Origin of the sequence: Streptomyces synnematoformans (assembly GCF_039531005.1) — a bacterium.
Lineage (GTDB): Bacteria > Actinomycetota > Actinomycetes > Streptomycetales > Streptomycetaceae > Streptomyces > Streptomyces synnematoformans.
On sequence record NZ_BAAAPF010000556.1, the window covers coordinates 1 to 2492 of the forward strand.

Consider the following 2492-nt stretch of genomic DNA (forward strand, 5'->3'; position numbering starts at 1 on the left):
GCCACCGCCGCCACCGCGTCCCCGCCCGCCGCGTCGGCCTCCGCCGGGTCCGCGGGTCCGCGCCCGCGTCCGCGCCCGTCGGGAAATACCCGCGCTCCCCGTGCCGCCGCACCCGCGCCTCGTGCGCGAGGCCGCCGAGCCACGCCAGGTCACCGCTCCCGTACAGCGCGACGCCGTCCTCCCGGCTCAGCCGCACGCCCCCGCGCGCCTTCTCCGCCAGCTCCCGCCTGAGCCCTGCGTCCACGCGCCGCCTCCCAGCCCTGGGTCACATCTCGTACGTCACTTTCCTGCGCATCTGCGCGCATCCGAGCCTACGCGGCCTACTCCTCCGCGATCTCGCCCACCCTGCTCTCCCACATCGTGGACAGCACCACCGTCGTGTCCGTGTGCGAGATCCCCTTGATGCGCGACAGCCGCCGGACCGTCTTCCCCAGCCCGTCCACGTCCGGCGCCCGCACCTTGAGCATGAACGACGCCTCCCCGGCGATGAAGAAGCAGTCCTCGATCTCCGGCTGGTCCCGCAGCCGGTCCGCGACGTCGTCGTGGTCCACAGCCTCCGCGAGCGAGATCCCGATGAGGGCCGTGACGCCCTGGCCCAGCTGGGCGGCGTCGACCGTGGCGCGGTAGCCGGTGATGACCCCGGCGGTCTCCAGGCGGTTGATCCGGTCCGTGACGCTGGGACCCGAGAGCCCGACGAGCCGGCCCAGCTCGGCGTACGAGGCCCGGCCGTTCTCGCGCAGGGCTTGGATGAGCTGTCTGTCGACGGCGTCCATGTGTGATCTCAAGCCTTCCGTGCTGCTCGTGCCTGCTGTGTCAGCGGGAGCGCCCCAGCTCCCCTTCCCATCTGCGGTAGAGCTTGTGCGGCACGCCCGCGGAGTCGAGGGCGCGCCCGGCGACGAAGTCCACGAGGTCCTGGATACCGGTGGCCCCGGCGTAGAAGGCGGGGGCGGCCGGGAGCACCGCGGCGCCCGCCTCGTCGAGCGCGACCATCTGCCGCAGCGTTGGCCCGGGCAGCGGCGTCTCCCGTACGACGACGACCAGCGGCCGGCCCTCCTTCAGCGTCACGCTCGCGGCGCGCTGGAGCAGGTCCTTGGAGAGCCCGAGGGCGATGCCGGCCACCGCGGCCGTCGACGCCGGTACGACGATCATGCCCTTCGCGGCGTACGAACCGGAGGACGGCCCGCCCGCCAGGTCGCCGGCCGCCCAGTGCCGCACGTCGGACAGGTCCATCTCAGTAATACTGAACGCGTCGGGCCGGCCGTCCGCGCCGGCGGCGAGCCAGCGCCCCAGGTCCGTGCGCCAGTGCGCGTCGCGGAACGGGCCGCCCGTCTCGTCCAGCACCGTCAGCCGCGCCGCCCGGCTGACGACGAGGTCGACGGCCTCCCCGGCCTGCAGCAGCGCGCGGAGCACGGCGGCGGCGTACGGGGTGCCGGAGGCGCCGGAGACGCCGACGACCCAGGGCCGGCGCCGGCCGCGGGCGGGCCCGTCGGCGTACGGCGGGGCGTCGGGCCGGGCGTCCGGCCGGGTGCCCGGCTCCTCGCGCGGCCCCGCGTCCGGCTCCCTGTCCGGCTCCTCGTACGGCGTCTGGTGAGGCGGCTCCACGCAGCGAGCCTATCCGGCGCCGGGAACCACGGCGCGGGCCGCCTGCGTTTCCCCTGGGAGGACACACTGGTCCGGAGGGGGCTCGGGTGATGTACGAACCTTATGAGCGCGGCACCCCCGCCGCACAGCCGGCAAGGACGCGGCCGCCGCGGGGTCGGATATACGTGATGCGCGCCGGGGTGGTGATGGTCACGTGGGTGGCGCTGCTGTGGGTGCTGGAGGCGGTCGACCAGATCAGCGACAACAGGCTGGACACGTACGCGATCACCCCGCGCGACGCCGGCGAGCTGCGGGACGTGATCCCGTCGGCGTTCATGCACTTCGGATGGGACCACCTCTCGGCGAACACGGTGCCGCTGCTGGTCCTGGGCTTCCTGGCGGCGATGCGCGGGATCAGCCGGTTCGTGGGCGTGGTCGCCGTGATCACGCTGGTGAGCGGGCTCGGGGTGTGGCTGATCGCCCCCGCGAACACGGCCACGGCGGGGGCGTCGGGCGTCGTGTTCGGGCTCTTCGGCTACGTGGCGGTGCGCGGCTTCGTCGACCGGCGGGTGTCGGACGTGCTGGTCGGCGTGGGCGTCGCCGTGGTGTACGGCTCCATGCTGTGGGGCGTGCTGCCGACGGACGAGGTGGTGGAGCAGTCGATCTCCTGGCAGGGCCACCTCTTCGGGCTGCTGGGCGGCGTGCTGGCGGCGTTCTATTTCAGCGACCGCAGGCGGGGGGCTCTGCGGGCGGGTTAGGGTCTGCAGCCGTAACGGCACGGAGGGACGACCACCCGGGGGGACAGGCGCGTGAGCGAGCAGGAGCAGGGCGAAGAGCGTGCGGCCGCGCCGCCGCCGGCCGGGCCGCAGCCGCAGGCCGGCCGGCCACCGTCCGGCCAAGCGCAGCCGCCC

General features: G+C 74.5%; 3 protein-coding genes and 1 pseudogene. 1 reads left to right on the top strand and 3 read right to left on the bottom strand.

The window, feature by feature from the left end:
• From ABD317_RS35895 to ABD317_RS35905, 3 genes and pseudogenes are all read right to left on the bottom strand, one after another.
• Window positions 1-244: pseudogene (locus ABD317_RS35895) on the bottom strand (hypothetical protein); the annotation flags it as partial.
• A 76-nt stretch (window positions 245-320) separates the two neighbouring features.
• The gene (locus ABD317_RS35900; protein ID WP_027756706.1) at window positions 321-773 is read right to left on the bottom strand and encodes an Lrp/AsnC ligand binding domain-containing protein; all 453 of its coding nucleotides are present in this window, start codon (window positions 771-773) and stop codon (window positions 321-323) included.
• Between the two features lie 40 nt (window positions 774-813).
• A complete protein-coding gene (locus tag ABD317_RS35905) occupies window positions 814-1602 on the bottom strand; it encodes a UbiX family flavin prenyltransferase (RefSeq protein ID WP_344296071.1) in 789 nt (262 codons plus the stop codon).
• Between the two features lie 167 nt (window positions 1603-1769).
• On the opposite strand from ABD317_RS35905, the gene ABD317_RS35910 reads away from it, so the two are divergent.
• On the top strand, window positions 1770-2339 hold the full coding sequence (locus tag ABD317_RS35910; RefSeq protein ID WP_344296073.1) for a rhomboid family intramembrane serine protease: 570 nt from the start codon (window positions 1770-1772) through the stop codon (window positions 2337-2339).
• Window positions 2340-2492 lie beyond the last annotated feature (153 nt).